Source organism: Nocardia sp. NBC_01327 (assembly GCF_035958815.1).
GTDB lineage: Bacteria > Actinomycetota > Actinomycetes > Mycobacteriales > Mycobacteriaceae > Nocardia.
The window spans coordinates 9,018,656-9,032,065 of sequence record NZ_CP108383.1 but is presented as its reverse complement, the minus strand read 5'-3'; the positions used below and the strand labels follow the sequence as shown (position 1 = coordinate 9,032,065).

The 13,410-nt window shown below is 68.1% G+C and carries 16 protein-coding genes; 14 read left to right on the top strand and 2 right to left on the bottom strand.

All coding sequences use genetic code 11. The features are described from left to right. Window positions 1-79: 79 nt before the first annotated feature. The 10 genes from OG326_RS41405 (at window position 80) to OG326_RS41360 (ending at window position 9,014) form a co-directional block, all read left to right on the top strand. The gene (locus OG326_RS41405) at window positions 80-1,024 is read left to right on the top strand and encodes an SIS domain-containing protein (protein WP_327142520.1); all 945 of its coding nucleotides are present in this window, start codon (window positions 80-82) and stop codon (window positions 1,022-1,024) included. Window positions 1,025-1,036: 12 nt separating this feature from the next. Continuing rightward, on the top strand, window positions 1,037-1,975 hold the full coding sequence (locus OG326_RS41400; protein WP_327142519.1) for an ROK family protein: 939 nt from the start codon (window positions 1,037-1,039) through the stop codon (window positions 1,973-1,975). Further along, a complete protein-coding gene (locus tag OG326_RS41395; RefSeq protein ID WP_327142518.1) occupies window positions 1,972-3,126 on the top strand; it encodes an N-acetylglucosamine-6-phosphate deacetylase in 1,155 nt (384 codons plus the stop codon). Before OG326_RS41400 ends, OG326_RS41395 begins: the two co-directional genes overlap by 4 nt. A gap of 8 nt (window positions 3,127-3,134) precedes the next feature. Beyond that, window positions 3,135-4,073: a hexose kinase gene (locus OG326_RS41390; protein ID WP_327142517.1), complete on the top strand. Its 939-nt coding sequence runs from the start codon at window positions 3,135-3,137 to the stop codon at window positions 4,071-4,073. Further along, the gene (locus OG326_RS41385) at window positions 4,064-4,915 is read left to right on the top strand and encodes a class II fructose-bisphosphate aldolase (protein WP_327142516.1); all 852 of its coding nucleotides are present in this window, start codon (window positions 4,064-4,066) and stop codon (window positions 4,913-4,915) included. Before OG326_RS41390 ends, OG326_RS41385 begins: the two co-directional genes overlap by 10 nt. A gap of 112 nt (window positions 4,916-5,027) precedes the next feature. Then, window positions 5,028-5,975, top strand: a complete 948-nt coding sequence (locus OG326_RS41380) for a hexose kinase (protein WP_327142515.1) — start codon at window positions 5,028-5,030, stop codon at window positions 5,973-5,975. 62 nt (window positions 5,976-6,037) lie between these two features. Continuing rightward, window positions 6,038-6,445 (top strand): hypothetical protein, encoded by a 408-nt coding sequence (locus tag OG326_RS41375; RefSeq protein WP_327142514.1) that lies wholly within the window; start codon window positions 6,038-6,040, stop codon window positions 6,443-6,445. Between the two features lie 99 nt (window positions 6,446-6,544). Beyond that, a complete protein-coding gene (locus OG326_RS41370; protein WP_327142513.1) occupies window positions 6,545-7,372 on the top strand; it encodes an ABC transporter ATP-binding protein in 828 nt (275 codons plus the stop codon). Next, entirely contained in the window at window positions 7,369-8,187 is an 819-nt protein-coding gene (locus tag OG326_RS41365; RefSeq protein WP_442790891.1) for an ABC transporter permease, read from the top strand. The genes OG326_RS41370 and OG326_RS41365 overlap by 4 nt, the downstream gene beginning before the upstream one ends. 14 nt (window positions 8,188-8,201) lie before the next feature. After that, complete coding sequence (locus OG326_RS41360; protein ID WP_327142512.1) at window positions 8,202-9,014, top strand: ABC transporter permease; 813 nt, start codon at window positions 8,202-8,204, stop codon at window positions 9,012-9,014. A gap of 7 nt (window positions 9,015-9,021) precedes the next feature. Here the strand turns inward: OG326_RS41360 and OG326_RS41355 are convergent, their stop codons facing one another. Further along, the gene (locus OG326_RS41355; RefSeq protein ID WP_327142511.1) at window positions 9,022-9,387 is read right to left on the bottom strand and encodes a DUF4345 family protein; all 366 of its coding nucleotides are present in this window, start codon (window positions 9,385-9,387) and stop codon (window positions 9,022-9,024) included. Between the two features lie 61 nt (window positions 9,388-9,448). On the opposite strand from OG326_RS41355, the gene OG326_RS41350 reads away from it, so the two are divergent. Continuing rightward, window positions 9,449-10,057: a helix-turn-helix domain-containing protein gene (locus OG326_RS41350; RefSeq protein ID WP_327142510.1), complete on the top strand. Its 609-nt coding sequence runs from the start codon at window positions 9,449-9,451 to the stop codon at window positions 10,055-10,057. Between the two features lie 43 nt (window positions 10,058-10,100). After that, window positions 10,101-11,201, top strand: coding sequence for an ABC transporter substrate-binding protein (locus tag OG326_RS41345; RefSeq protein ID WP_327146768.1), 1,101 nt, complete (start codon window positions 10,101-10,103; stop codon window positions 11,199-11,201). Here the strand turns inward: OG326_RS41345 and OG326_RS41340 are convergent, their stop codons facing one another. Beyond that, window positions 11,202-12,230, bottom strand: coding sequence for an XdhC family protein (locus tag OG326_RS41340; RefSeq protein WP_327142509.1), 1,029 nt, complete (start codon window positions 12,228-12,230; stop codon window positions 11,202-11,204). It lies immediately after the preceding gene. Between the two features lie 347 nt (window positions 12,231-12,577). Between OG326_RS41340 and uraD the strand changes: the two genes are divergently transcribed. Then, window positions 12,578-13,087, top strand: a complete 510-nt coding sequence (gene uraD, locus OG326_RS41335) for a 2-oxo-4-hydroxy-4-carboxy-5-ureidoimidazoline decarboxylase (protein ID WP_327142508.1) — start codon at window positions 12,578-12,580, stop codon at window positions 13,085-13,087. Then, window positions 13,084-13,404 carry a hydroxyisourate hydrolase gene (gene uraH / locus OG326_RS41330; RefSeq protein ID WP_327142507.1) on the top strand — a complete coding sequence of 107 codons (321 nt, stop codon included), beginning with the start codon at window positions 13,084-13,086 and terminating at the stop codon, window positions 13,402-13,404. Before uraD ends, uraH begins: the two co-directional genes overlap by 4 nt. Window positions 13,405-13,410: the final 6 nt, after the last annotated feature.

Sequence of the window (13,410 nt, the reverse complement as noted above, 5' to 3'; positions counted from 1 at the left end):
TGATGAGGTCGAACGGGTGATTGTTGTCGAATCTAACGCAGGCGTGATCGATTGTGACTGCTTTGGCTGTAAATTTGACATGAACGATCACTGGGCGCAGGCTGGGCTGGTGCTGTCCTCCGCCGAAAAACCCTCAGCTACTCATCTCTCCATCGAGATCGCCTCGCAGCCCGATAATTGGGCAGGGGCGCGGATCGTCGCCGAGACCCATCGCGCACTGCTTCCGGTCTCCGGCGAAAATGTGGCCGCGATCGGTTGTGGCACATCTCTTTTCATGGCGCGCGCGTATGCGGCGCTGCGCGAGCGGTCCGGACAGGGGCTGACCGACGCCTGGCCCGCCGGGCAGGTGCCCTCCGGCCGCCACTACGACCGCTATGTGGTGATCTGCCGGTCCGGCACCACCACCGAGGTGATCGACGCGCTGCGCGCGCTCCCGGCCGGGACGCCGCGCACGATCATCTGCTCGAGCCCCGGCACGCCCGTGCTCGCCCTGGGTGATTCGATCCTCATCGATGACGTGGACGAGCGGTCGGTGGTGCAGACGCGCTTCGCCACCACCGCGCTGGCCATCCTGCGCTGGAGCCTCGGGGAGGATCTCACCCCCGTAATCGCCCAGGCCCGAGCGGTATTGGCCGAGGACCCCGCGACTGCCCTCGGCGCGGTGCGATATGCGGACCAGATCACCTTCACCGGAATGGGTTTCGCCGCCGCGCTGGGCGAGGAGGCGGCGCTCAAACTGCGTGAATCCTGCCAGTCCTGGACCGAGTCCTATCTGTCCACCGAGTACCGGCACGGGCCGATCAGTATCGCCGCGCCCGGGCGTGCGGTGTGGGCGCTGGGGCCGCTGCTGCCCGGATTCGCGGCGGATATCGCCGCGACCGGGGCACATCTGGAACATCGCGAGATCGATCCGATGGCGGATCTCGTTCGGCTGCACCGGCTCTGTGTGCTCCGTGCGGCCGATCTGGGCCTGGATCCCGACCATCCGCGTAGCCTCACTCGCTCGGTAGTTCTCGATTCCTGAGCGGAGCCCGGCATGAATCTGCAAACCGTCATCGGACTTGGAGCGGACGCGCTCGTCCTCGGTCTCGATGTCGGCGGCACCACCATCAAGGCGGAGATCACCGACGCCGAGGGCGTCGTACTGGCCGCCGGTGATATCGCCACCCCGCACGGTGCTGCGGCCTTCACAGCCATGCTGGAGCTCGGAGATCTCTTGCTGGGCAAGCTCTCCCCGGCGGACCGGTCGCGGGTGGAACGCGCGGCGGTGCTGCTGCCCGGAGTGGTCGACACGGACCGGTCGATCGCCGTGTTCAGCAGCAATATCGGCTGGCGGAATGTGGCGGTGGGGACGCGGTTCAGTGATCGGTGGGCGATGCCGGTGCTGCTCGAACACGATGTGGCGGCGGCCGGCTGGGCGGAGTGGCGGTTCGGCGCGGGGCGCGATCGGGACTCGGTCTGCGTGGTCATCATCGGCACCGGCATCAGCGGAACCCTGTCCGTGGGTGGGCGATTCGTGCGCGGCGGCATCGGCCAAGCCGGGGAATACGGCCATATCGCGGTCCGCAAGGACGGCCTGCCCTGCCCCTGCGGCAATACCGGCTGCGTCGAGACCGTGGCCTCGGCCGCCGCCATCGCCCGCGCCTACGCCCGGCGCACCGGCACCGAATGCCTCAGTGCGGCGGTCGTCTTCGACCGTCTCGCCCATGATTCGGAGGCTCGCGCGGTTCTCGACGATGCCGTCGACGCGCTCGCCGACGGGTTGCTCGGCGTCATCCACGCCACCTGCCCCGAACTGATCGTGCTCGGCGGCGGCCTCGCGGGCGCGGGCGACGCCCTGGCCCACCCCCTGCACCAGGCCCTGACCGAACGCCTGCGCGTGGTCCCCCCGCCCGAGGTGGTCATCGGCGCCTTCGGCGCCCGCGCCGGCCTCACCGGCGCCGCCCTCTTCGCCAGATGCGGTGTACTGGCGTGAGCATCGCGGGGGTGCGGGTTCGGGGGCGGATCCTGTCGGCGACCCATGCCATCGACGACGGTGTGGTGTCGGTGGCGGGGGAGCGGATCACCGCGGTGCACACCTTTGCCGAATGGGCTGCGCGGCACCCGAATTCGGCGGAACCGCTGTTCGAAGGGGTATTGCTGCCCGGGCTGGTGGACATTCATGTGCACGGGGGTGCGGGGCATCGGTTCGACACCGTGGATCAGGGGGAGGCGGCGGGGGCCGCGGAGTATCACCGGAAGCGGGGGAGTACCACCGTGCTGGCGGGGATCGTCAGCGCCGCGCCGGACGACATGGTGGCGCAGGTCGCGGCGCTGCGGGAACTGGCCGAGTCCGGGGTGATCGGGGGGATTTATGCCGAGGGGCCCTTTCTGGCGGGAATACGCTGCGGCGCACACGATCCGCGGTATCTGATCGATCCGGATGCGGGGCTGGTCCGGCGGCTGCTCGCGGCTGCCGGTGGGCATCTGCGGATGATGACCCTGGCTCCGGAGCTGCCCGGATTCGATTCGGTGGCAAGGCTATTGGCTGATCACGGGGTGACGGTCTCACTCGGTCACAGTGATGCCGATTTCGCGTGCTTCCGGGCGGCCATGCGGCCCCAAGGTCCGGCAAGTTCGGTGACGCATCTCGGGAACGGGATGCCACCGCTGCACCACCGATCGGCCGGGCCGGTGGCCGCCGCGCTCACGGCTGCGGCGGGTGGCGCGGCCTCGGTGGAGCTGATCGGGGATGGGGTGCATGTCGACGCCGGTTTCGGCGCACTGGCCTTCGCCGCCGCTCCGGGGCGGGTCGCGCTGATCACCGATGCCATGGCGGCAGCCGGGATGCCGGACGGCACCTACCGGCTCGGCTCGCAGGATGTCCAGGTCAGTGAGGGGGTGGCGCGTATTGCCGGCGGTTCCATCGCCGGTGGCACCGCGCACCTGCTGCGATGCGTGGCCTGGGCGGTGCGTGAATGCGGTGTGCCGCTGGCCGATGCGGTGCGCGCGGCCACCGCGACACCGGCGGGCATTGCCGGTCTCGCCGATATCGGTGAGGTGCGCGCCGGGGGTTATGCGGATCTTCTGGTGGTCGACCACGACCTGGCATTGCGCCGCGTGCTGTCTCGGGGGCGCTGGCTGTGATTCTCACGGTGACCATGAATCCCGCCTACGACCTGACCTATCGGCTCGATCGGTTCGAATACGGTGCGGTGCAGCGGGTTCCGGTGCTGACCCAGCGGATCGGCGGTAAGGGAATCAATGTCTCGCGAGTGCTGAACACGCTGGGGAACAGTTCCGTGGCAATGGGATTCGCCGATCACGCCTTCGCCGTCGAGGCGGCGCGCGAACTGCCGGTCGACTTCGTGACGGCGCTGCCGCGGGTGCGGCGCACCGTCGTCCTCAGCGAGGCCGACGGCACCACCACCGGATTGTGGGAGCCGGGTGCGGAATTGGCCGATCCTGAGCGCGATACGGCGGACCTGCGCCGCCGGATCGGAGAACTGCTGCCCGCGGCGCGCGGCATGGTGATCTCCGGTTCGCTGCCGGGCGGGGTGCGGTCCGGCTTCCCGGCCGAGCTGGCGCGGCTCGCGGTCGCCGCCGGAATCCCCGTCATCTGCGATGTGGACGGTGCGGCGCTGCACGCGGCGGCGCGGGTGCCGGGTGTGGTGCTCATGCCCAATACCGATGAGCTGCTTGCCCTGACCGGTACCGCGCCGGGCGCCGCGGCCGACGTGGTGGCGGTGGCGAAGCCGCTGCTCGAGGCCGGAGTCGCCGCGATCATCGCCACCCGGGGCAGCGCGGGCATGGTGGCCGTCACCGCGACCGGCGCCTGGTCCGCACGCCTGCCGGAGGTGATCACCGGTAATCCGACCGGTGCGGGTGATGCCGCCGCCGCTGCCGTCATCGCCGGTCTGGTCGCCGGAATCGACTGGCCCGCACTGCTTGCCGATGCCGTCGCCACCTCGGCGGCGGCCGTGGCCCGGCCGGTGGCGGGCGAGATCGACCACGAACTGCGGGATCGCCTCATTCGACAGGTTCGGGTGGAACCGGTGGGCGGGCCGAATATCCAGGAGCAGCCATGCCTTTGAGACCCGTCCCGCGACTGATCGAGCTAGCAGGGCCGGGGGGACTCGGCGCCTTCAATGTGATCACGCTCGAGCATGCGGAAGCCATCGCCGCTGCCGCCGAGGCCACCGAAAGGCCTGCGATACTGCAGATTTCGGAGAATACGGTGAAGTATCACGGTGGTCTGAAGCCACTGGGCCGCGCATGCCTGGCCATTGCCGAGGACAGTACGGCCGATCTCGCGGTGCATCTGGATCATGCGACGGATACCGCGCTGATCCGGGAGGCGGTCGAGCTCGGACTCGGCTCGGTCATGTACGACGGCGCGGCTCTCGAGTACGGCGAAAACGTCGCCGCGACAGCGGAAATCACGCGCTGGTGTCATGCGCGGGAGGTTTTTGTGGAAGCCGAACTCGGCGAGGTCGGCGGTAAGGACGGCGCACACGCCCCGGGCGTGCGCACCGATCCGGACGAGGCCGCCGCCTTCGCCGCCGCCACCGACGTGGACGCTCTGGCCGTGGCAGTCGGCTCGGTGCATGCCATGCAGACGCGGGCGGCACAGTTGGACGAGGAGCTCATCACCCGCCTGGCCGCGGCTCTCGATATTCCGCTGGTGCTGCACGGCTCCTCCGGAGTGCCCGACGAGGGTCTGCGCGCGGCCGTCCGGCACGGCATGGTCAAGATCAATTACGGCACGCGCCTGAATATCGCGCTCACCGAGGCCGTCCGCATCGCACTGGCCGCCGCCCCCGGAGCCTCGGATCCGCGAAAGTACCTAGGTCCGGGACGTTTCGGCATACAGCGGGACGTCGAACATCACCTGCGCGTCATCGCGGCCCGCACGCTGCGCGCCGTGCCGAACTGAGCTGTCGACCAGCAAGTCTTCCTCGCACGAATTGCTGCCTTTGCGAACCTCTTTGCTGCCCTTTCGCGAGGTTTGGGGGTTGCGTCCGTTGCTCGGACGTGGACTAGCTGTAGTGGTGATCCTCACCGTGACCATGAACCCCGCCTACGACATGACGTACCGGGTCGAGCATTTCGAGCGGGGTCGTGCGCATCGGGTGCGATCGGTGGACCAGCGGCTCGGCGGTCGCGGCATCAATGTGAACCGGGTGCTCAATCAGCTGGGCAAGTACGCGCGCGCCACCGGATTCTCGGACCACTCCTTCGCCGCTGCGGCCGAATTGGAGATGCCGGTCGACTTCGTGCACGCGCTGCCGTGGGTGCGCCGCACCGTCGTGATCAGCGAATCCGATGACGGCACCGCCACCGCGCTGTGGGAGCCCGGCCCGCGCATCTCCGAACCGCACGCCGTGGACCAGCTGCGGGTGCGGGTGGCCGGAATGCTGTCCGATATGAGCGGCATGGTGATTGCCGGATCGCTGCCCGGCGGCGTCGACGCGAGTATGCCCGCCGAGCTCGCCCGGACCGCCGTGCGCGCCGGGGTGCCCACCATCTGTGATGTGGACGGCGCGGCCCTCGAACTCTCCGCCAAGGTGCCCGGGGTGGTCCTCATGCCCAATATCGAGGAATTGGAACGGCTCACCGGCCGTCCCGCCGGTACCGCCTCGGAAATCCTGGCTGCCGTGGATCCGCTCATCGCGGACGGCGTGGGCGCGGTCATCGTCACCCGCGGTGGGCTCGGCATGATCGCCGTGACCGGCGGCCGGGCCTGGTCCGCGGCGCTCCCGAAGGCGCTCGCGGGCAATCCCACCGGTGCGGGAGACGCGGCCGTCGCCGCGGTCATCTCCGGCCTGTCCGCTAATCCGGCCCCGCACTGGCCGACCCTGCTCATCGATGCGGTCGCCACCTCCGCGGCGGCCGTTGTCATTCCGGTCGCGGGTGAGATCGACCGTGTGCTCCGGGATCGCCTCACTCCCACCGTTCGGGTGACCGAACTCGAACCCGTTGCCGCCCGGCCGTAGTGGCCCCCGCGGTGCGGCGTGGTTTCGGGGGCGGGGGTGGATGACGGGGTAAATTCGGTGGGATGTCGGACCTCCGAATGCCGCCCGATCAGGGGCCGGACCTGGATGAGACATACCGAATGCCGCGGGCGGTGCGCGCGGCACAGGTGATCGCGGTCGGGATGGCCGTGGTGGGAATCTTGTGCACCGCATCGTCCGGATGGTTGCTGGGAGCCCGGTCCGCGATGGAGACGGCCGTACCGTTCCTGCCCAGCTGGCTGCTCGGGTTGGTGGCGTTGACCTTCCGGTCCGTCGGGCAGTCGGTGCGCATCGGGGCGATTCTGCTGGCCGCGCTGGACATGTTCTGGACGGTGCCGTCCATTACCGAGGGGCATCCGCCGGGGCCGCTCGGGCCGATCAGTGCGCTCGTGGTGATCGTGCTGCTCTTCCGCCGGGAAGCCCGGGACTGGTTCGAACCCGCCGCCTGGTGAAGGTTCGGTAATCGAGTTGGGCCATCGGCCGTAACAGGTTGGTCATCTCGTCGCCCGATTCGCAATGTCTGCGCAATTCCCGGCCTTTACCGTGGCCCTATGAGTTCGGAAGTCGGCCCAGTGAGTTCGGACGTTGCCGCCGGAGGAACAGGCATTCATATCAGCGGTCTGAGCAAGACCTTCCGGTCCGGGCGGCGCAGCGTCGCCGCGCTGGACGCGGTGGATCTGCATACCGCGCAGGGGGCGTTCCTGTCCCTGCTCGGCCCGTCCGGCTGCGGGAAATCCACCATCCTGCGCATTCTGGCCGGACTCGACACCCCGAGCGCCGGCACCGCCCGCATCAATGGCGAGACCCCGGCCGAGCTGCGGCGGCGGCACGAGTTCGGCATCGCCTTCCAGGATTCGGCGCTCCTGCCCTGGCGCAGTGTGGAATCCAATATCAAGCTGCCGCTGCAGGTCGCGGGGCTGCCCGCCGATCCGGCGCTGATCGCGGACCTGGTCGCGCTGGTCGGGCTCGAGGGTTTCGAGAAGGCCAAGCCCGCACAGCTGTCCGGCGGTATGCGGCAACGGGTTTCGATCGCGCGCGCCCTGGTGGTGAAACCCTCCATCCTGCTGCTCGACGAACCCTTCGGCGCACTCGACGATATGACGCGCCAGCGGCTGAATCTGGAACTGCTGCGCATCTGGACCGAAAAGCCCGCCACCACACTGATGGTCACGCACGGCATCGCCGAAGCGGTCTTCCTCTCCGATGTGGTGGCGGTCATGAGTCCGCGTCCCGGCCGCGTGGTCGAGATGGTGGATATCGACCTGCCGCGCCCGCGCACGCCCGAGATGATGCGCACCCCCGAATTCCACAAACTCTGCGATTACCTCTCCGAATTGCTGTTCGGCCGCACCGGTCACGGCGGGGTGGTGGCGGAATGACCGGCGTGGCAACGGAAGTCGAGGTCGCGCAGACTCGCGACTGGGCCGCGCTTCGCGCCCGCATCCCCACGACCGGACTCGGCGGACTGGCGGGGATCGTGGCACTGGTCGCGGTCTGGGCGGTGCTGGCGGCCATGAAGGTGGCGAACGGGACCATCCCGGGACCGTGGCTGGTGCTGCACACCATGTACAGCGACGGCTGGGCGCTGTACGGGCCCAACTTCCGGGTCACGGCACAGGGCGCGCTGCAGGGGTTCCTGTGGGGCAATGCGCTCGCGATCGTGCTGGCGCTGCTGGTCGTGCTGATTCCGCCGATCGAAATGCTGGTCACCCAGCTGGCCATCCTCAGCTACTGCACGCCCCTGCTCGCGCTCGGGCCGATCATCCTGGTGGTTTTCGGCGGGCGCACCCCGACGGTGTTCCTGGCCGCCATGTACTGCTTCTTTCCCACCATGGTCGGTGCGGTGACCGGGTTGCGCTCGGCCGACAGCACCAGTCTCGATCTGGTGCGCGCGTACGGCGGCGGGCGCTGGCAGCGCATGCGGCAGGTGCAGCTCATCTCGGCGCTGCCGAATACCTTGGCGGCCTTGAAGATCGCCGCGCCGTCCGCGGTGCTCGGCGCGATCATCGGCGAATATCTGGGCGGGGTGGACAGCGGTATCGGGGTGGCCCTGACCGCCGCGCAGACCTCCTACAATGTGCCGCGCACCTGGGGCATGGCCCTGGCCGCCGCCGCTCTCGCCGGACTCGGCTACGCCGTGGTGGCCCTGGTGGCGCGGCTGGCGCTGCCGTGGACCCGAGCCGAGGCGCAATGAGAAACGAGCCCGCCATGAGAACACTGAAGGCGTTGCAGGTGCTGCGGCCCATCGGGAAATTCCTGCTGCCACTGGTGGTTTCGCTCATCCTGCTGGTGGTGCTCTGGTACGGATTCCTGGCGCTGTACCCGCAGGTCGGTCTGGTCGGCAAGAGTCCCGGCGATGTCTGGACCTATCTGGTGACCGGTCCGAACTCGGATACGGCTCGCCAGGCGCTCTTCGCCGAAATGCGAATCACCCTGCGCGACGCCACCGTCGGATTCGGCCTCGGCATGGGCGGAGCGCTGCTGGTGGCCGCCCTCTTCGTCGGCGTACCCGCCATCGCACAGGCCTTCATGCCGGTCGCCATGCTGCTGCGCTCGGTGCCGCTGGTGGCGCTGACCCCGATCATCGTGCTGGTATTCGGCCGCGGACTGCTCGGCGTCACCGTCCTGACGGCCGTCGTCGTGTTCTTCCCGGCCCTGGTCATGATCATGACCGGCCTGCGCGGCGCTCCCCGCCAGGCCATGGAACTTGTTGCCGCATACGGCGGCTCACCGTGGACCGCCATGCGCATGGTCTCGGTTCCCGCCGCCCTGCCCTCGGTTTTCGCGGCTGCCCGGGTCTCGGTACCGGGCGCCCTGATCGGCGCCCTGCTCGGCGAATGGCTCGGCAGCGGAACCGGATTGGGCGCGGGCCTGATCCGCGCCATCCCCACCTTCCAGTACAACCGCCTCTGGGCTTCGATCGCCTTGGTCACGGTCGTCTCGGTCTGCGCCTATGCCGTAGTCGGCGTCCTGGAAAACCTGGTCCTCGCCCGCTTCGCCCCCCAGCGCGGCCACGACTGACCCCGGATCACGCAGCGGCACAGAGCAACCCGGCCGCGACCAACTCCACACCGCAGTAGAACCACACCGGATAGAACCCGACGGCGCGGTCCACCACACGGGAAACAATGCGCCCGGCCGCCATCCCGCCCAGCGCGGCGGCCACCGCCAGGACCGCCCCCGTGCGAATACCACCCACATTCGCCGCTGCCGCCACCAGCAGCGCGGCCACGGCAATACCGAATCCGCCGTACACGGCCCGGATCTCCGACCGCGCCACCGCCGTCTCGACCCGAAAACCGAAGGGCCGCACCACGGCCGCGGGCGCGGCCAGGGCATACCCGCCCATCAGCAGAAAGAACACCGCGACGACGGCGATCAACACGGCACTCACAGAACCTCCCGGAGTCATTGCACTGGTCCGCGACCTGCGGCCCTATGCGATGATCGCTGACGTGCAGGATGGTCCGCTTCCGGAATCGTGCTGTCCGGCCACTGTGTGGCTCGGGCCGGGCTACGCGGTCTACCTGGGCCCGTCACTGCGCCTGGACGCACACTCCGGATCGGTGCACTGCCTGGCGGTGGGAGTCGACGCGCCCTTCACGCTGCGGACCGCCGACGGGGCCGAGCGGGTGGTGCGCAGTGCGCTCATTCCGCCGCGCACGACACATCAGGTCATTGCCGGCGGGGACCGGATGCTCTTCTTCTACATCGATCCGGTGGCCATGGATCCGCGGATCGATGCCGCGCTGAAAACGATTCGCAGCGATTTTGCCGCCAACCCCACGGCGGCCGAACTCGCCGCGGCGGCGAATCTCTCGGTCTCCCGATTCCTGCATCTGTTCTCCGCGGAGACCGGGACCAGCTTCCGCCGGTACCGGCTCTGGGCGCGAATGGCGCACGTCGCGCGGGCCGTGGGGGAGGGCGGCGATTTCACCACCGCGGCAATCGACGCCGGATTCGCGTCGCCGAGTCATTTCAGCGATGCCTTCCACGCCATGTTCGGATTGACTGCCAGTGCGTTGCTGCCCGGGACTCGGGTGGTAGTGGAAATGCGAAAGTAAAACGATGGAAACTGACACACCCTAGATTCGGTCTATGAGTCGTATGTCTCGGCCGGTTCCGGTCTCTCCGCTGTCCCTGGATCGGCGATCCTTCTTCCGTTTTGCCGGGCTGACCGCCGGCGTTGTCGCCGGTGGCGGAGTCCTCGCCGCCTGCGGCAAGGATTCGTCCGGGTCGAACAATGGCACCACCGGTGACGGGTCGAAATACGGGACGGTGGCCGTACAGCTGTCCTGGTTGAAGAACATCGAATTCGCGGGTGAGTACTTCGCCGATTCGAAGGGCTACTTCAAGGATGCCGGGTTCGGATCGGTGAATCTGGTCGCGGGCGGTGCGGCCAGCACCTCGGTGGAGGCCGGACTGACCACCGGCAAGATCTGGATCGGCATGTCCGCCCCGCAGACCACCGCGCCCGCGGTGCTGGAGGGCCTGAACGCCAAGATCGTGGGCGCCACGTATCAGAAGAACCCCTTCTGCATCGTCAGCTCCGCCGCGAAGCCCATTCACTCGCCGCAGGATATGAAGGGCCGCAAGATCGGTGTGCAGGACACCAATCAGCTCATCTTCAACGCGCTGCTGACCGCGAACGGCATGTCGCCGAGCGATGTCACCATCGTGCCGGCGCAGTTCGATCCGTCACCGCTCGCCAACGGTGAGGTCGACGGCTGGGTCAGCTACGTCACCAATGAGCCGATCACCTTGGCCGCCAAGGGATTCGCCAATGCCAATTTCCTCTTCGCCGACTTCGGGCTACCGCTCGTCGCCGAATCGCTCACGGTGAATCAGCGGACGATCGACAATGAGCGCGAGAAGCTCAAGGCCTGGCTGGCCGCCGATATCAAGGGCTGGCGGGACGCGGTCGCGAATTCCGCCGAGGCGGCACGACTGGCCGTGGAGGTGTACGGCAAGGATCAGCGGCTCGAAATCGGTGAGCAGACCAAGGAGGTCACGGCGCAGAACGGTCTTGTCGTCTCGCCGGAATCGCAGGCCAACGGGCTGTTCACCATGTCGGACGATCTCATCGCGAAAAACATTGCGGCGCTGGGCAAGGCCAAGATCAGCATTACGGCCGACAAGCTCTTCGATATGTCGATTCTCAAAGAGGTCTACGCGGAGCATCCCGAGTTGAAGGCGCCGATCGCCTGATCAGGAGACCAGCGACGACGAATGCTGACTGATCGAGCCGCCCAGACTGGAGAGCGGCTCGGCGGTGGCTTCATTGCGGACCGCCAGCAATTCGGCGGCAATGGATACGGCGGTCTCGGCGGGGGTGCGGGCACCCAGATCCAGCCCCGCCGGGGCGTGCAGGCGCGAGAGGGTTTCGTCATCGAAGCCGCCGGCCTGCAGCGCCTCCATGCGATGGGCGTTCGCGGCGGTCGAACCCAAGGCGGCCAGGAAGCCCAGCTCGGGTAATCGCAGCGCGATGGTGAGCAGCGGTATCTCGAATTTGGCGTCGTGCGAGAGCACCACCACCGCAGTGCTGGAGGTGATCTCACCCGCCGCCGACAGGGTGTTCAGATAGCGGTGCGGCCAGTCGACCACCACTTCGCAGCCGGGATAGGCATCGGCATTGGCGAAGGTGGCGCGGGCATCGCAGACCGTCACCCGATAGCCGAGCAGTTTGGCCTGGATCGCCAGCGCACCGGCAATCGCATTGGCGCCCACGATGATCAGGCGCGGCGGGCGGGTGAACGAGGAGACGAACACATCCGAATCCGGCAGCGATACCAGCTCGGTGCCGTGCTTGCGATCGGTGATCAGATGCTGCCCGATCACATCGGGATCGTTATGCCACACGACGGTGAACACGGTGACCTGGCGCTGGGCGACCATATCGGCGGCCACATCCGGGAATTCGGGAAAATGCCTGCGTGAGAACGGTTCCGTGAAGACATCGAGGGTGCCGCCGCAATCCATGCCGGCATCCAGACCGCTGCCGGGCGCGAAGCGGTGCAGCCCGCGCCGGCCGGTCCGCGCGGCCTCCAGGGCCGCCTCGTAGGCAGCGGCCTCCGCGCATCCCGCCGAGACCGAACCGAAGGCCCGGCCCTCCGCATCCACGACCATGGCCGCACCGATCGGCAGGGGTGTCGGTCCGACCGTCCGCACCAGGGTGGCCAGGCCGCCCGTTCGCCCGCTGTGCCATACGCGAAGTAGGTCGTCGACGATATCCCGCATTTACTTGCTCCCGATCACCGTGTGCCGCACGGGTAGTCCCATTCGATCCCCGTCGCAAGGTCATCACACGTGACGCACACCATATCCGCTCTTCCATGCAAATAAGTCCCGGCCCCAGAATTTCCCGTGGCATTCACACACGCGCCCGCTCGGTGCTTCGAACCGAGCACAATCAAGGATGCGGTATCGCCAGCCATGGCAATTCCGCGATCCGAAGGCAATGCGAAGGGTTTGCCCGCACGCTCTCGGCGCGGCATTCGGAGCTCATGCCCGCGAGGGTAGCGCCGCGCGCCGATATTCGCTGCCCGAGTGGCGCAGGTGGAAACCATGACCGATCCTGGAGAGCGATGACGGAGAACACGATCGGCCTGGACGAATTCGCCGCACTGCCGGAAACGGCGGCGGCGGACATGTTGCTGACATGCTGCTCGTCGCCCGCCTGGGCGCAGGCGGTGGCGGCGCGACGGCCCTACACGACCATCGACGAGGTGCTGCGCGCCGCCGATACGGAGCTCGGGGAGATCAGCGAAGCCGAGATCGACCGGGCGCTCGCCGGACACCCCCGCATCGGGGATCGGCCGGACAGCGCGAACTCGGCGCGCGAACAAGCCGGAATGGCCGCCGCCGACACCGCCGTGCGCACCGCGATTGCCGCCGGAAACCGGGAGTACGAGGCAAGATTCGGGCACGTGTATCTGGTGTGCGCCACCGGGCGGACACCGGAGGAACTACTGGACGTGCTCACCGCCCGTCTCGGAAACGAACCGGCCACCGAAAGGCGCATCGTGCGAGAGGAATTGGCGAAGATCAACCGGATCCGGCTGCGCCGCCTGCTGAATACGGGGGTCACGGTATGAGCTCACTGAGTACCCATGTGCTCGACGCCGTGCGCGGCACACCCGCCGCCGGCATCGAGGTCACGCTGTTCGGCTGGGGTGGTGAGGAATTGGGGTCGGGCCGCACCGACGCCGACGGGCGCATCGCCGGACTGGGCAGCGAACTCGCGGTCGGTGACTACCGCCTGCTCTTCGCGACCGGAGCATATTTCGAAGCGCAGGCCGTCGACGCCTTCTACCCCGAGGTGACCATCGCGTTCACGGTCACCGACGAGCGGCACTACCACGTCCCCCTCCTGCTCTCCCCCTTCGCCTTCTCGACCTACCGGGGCAGCTGAGCCGGC

Excerpts from the sequence above, each read along its gene's own strand:
- OG326_RS41365 (WP_442790891.1), top strand. The coding sequence starts at position 7,369 with ATGACCGGCGTGGCAACGGAAGTCGAGGTCGCGCAGACTCGCGACTGG.
- OG326_RS41360 (WP_327142512.1), top strand. The coding sequence starts at position 8,202 with ATGAGAACACTGAAGGCGTTGCAGGTGCTGCGGCCCATCGGGAAATTC.
- OG326_RS41340 (WP_327142509.1), bottom strand. The coding sequence starts at position 12,230 with ATGCGGGATATCGTCGACGACCTACTTCGCGTATGGCACAGCGGGCGA.
- OG326_RS41375 (WP_327142514.1), top strand. The coding sequence starts at position 6,038 with ATGTCGGACCTCCGAATGCCGCCCGATCAGGGGCCGGACCTGGATGAG.
- OG326_RS41400 (WP_327142519.1), top strand. The coding sequence starts at position 1,037 with ATGAATCTGCAAACCGTCATCGGACTTGGAGCGGACGCGCTCGTCCTC.
- OG326_RS41370 (WP_327142513.1), top strand. The coding sequence starts at position 6,545 with ATGAGTTCGGAAGTCGGCCCAGTGAGTTCGGACGTTGCCGCCGGAGGA.
- uraD (WP_327142508.1), top strand. The coding sequence starts at position 12,578 with ATGACGGAGAACACGATCGGCCTGGACGAATTCGCCGCACTGCCGGAA.
- OG326_RS41405 (WP_327142520.1), top strand. The coding sequence starts at position 80 with ATGAACGATCACTGGGCGCAGGCTGGGCTGGTGCTGTCCTCCGCCGAA.
- uraH (WP_327142507.1), top strand. The coding sequence starts at position 13,084 with ATGAGCTCACTGAGTACCCATGTGCTCGACGCCGTGCGCGGCACACCC.
- OG326_RS41345 (WP_327146768.1), top strand. The coding sequence starts at position 10,101 with ATGTCTCGGCCGGTTCCGGTCTCTCCGCTGTCCCTGGATCGGCGATCC.
- OG326_RS41385 (WP_327142516.1), top strand. The coding sequence starts at position 4,064 with ATGCCTTTGAGACCCGTCCCGCGACTGATCGAGCTAGCAGGGCCGGGG.